Origin of the sequence: Streptococcus infantis (genome assembly GCF_001579645.1) — a bacterium.
GTDB lineage: Bacteria > Bacillota > Bacilli > Lactobacillales > Streptococcaceae > Streptococcus > Streptococcus infantis_E.
Window position 1 is genome coordinate 1 of sequence record NZ_LQZF01000199.1, and the last position, 391, is coordinate 391.

Annotated in this window: 1 protein-coding gene; it reads right to left on the reverse strand. The window is 35.5% G+C overall.

Translation table 11 applies throughout. From position 1 onward, the window contains the following. Nucleotides 1-391, reverse strand: a 391-nt coding sequence (locus SINDD18_RS10120; RefSeq protein ID WP_081108309.1) for a YhgE/Pip family protein, incomplete at both ends; no start/stop codon positions are given.

Here is a 391-nt window from a genome sequence, read left to right on the forward strand (position 1 = left end):
AGTCTTCTTCAGCTTTTTTAGGTTGATAGGCTAGCATTCCTAAAGCAACAAAAATCATTACTGTAAAGATAAGGAAAATAATCTGACTATGAATATTGCCTGTCATAGAAATGGTTTGTCGTAAACCTGAAACTGAATAACTCATAGGTAACCATGGATTAATAGTTTTAAAGAATTGATTCGTCAAAGCTAAAGGATAAGTTCCTGCACTTGATGCTAATTGAAGGAGTAATAAAATTAAGGAGAAGAAGGCACCTAGGCGAGAATTCCAGGTTGTCAATGCTGTTACCATCGCCATGAAAGCAAGACTGGTTAAAATAATCAAAGCAAAGGTCTTGAATTCGTGAACTGCAGTCAGTCCGATTAAATGTACTCCACCATAAACTAATAC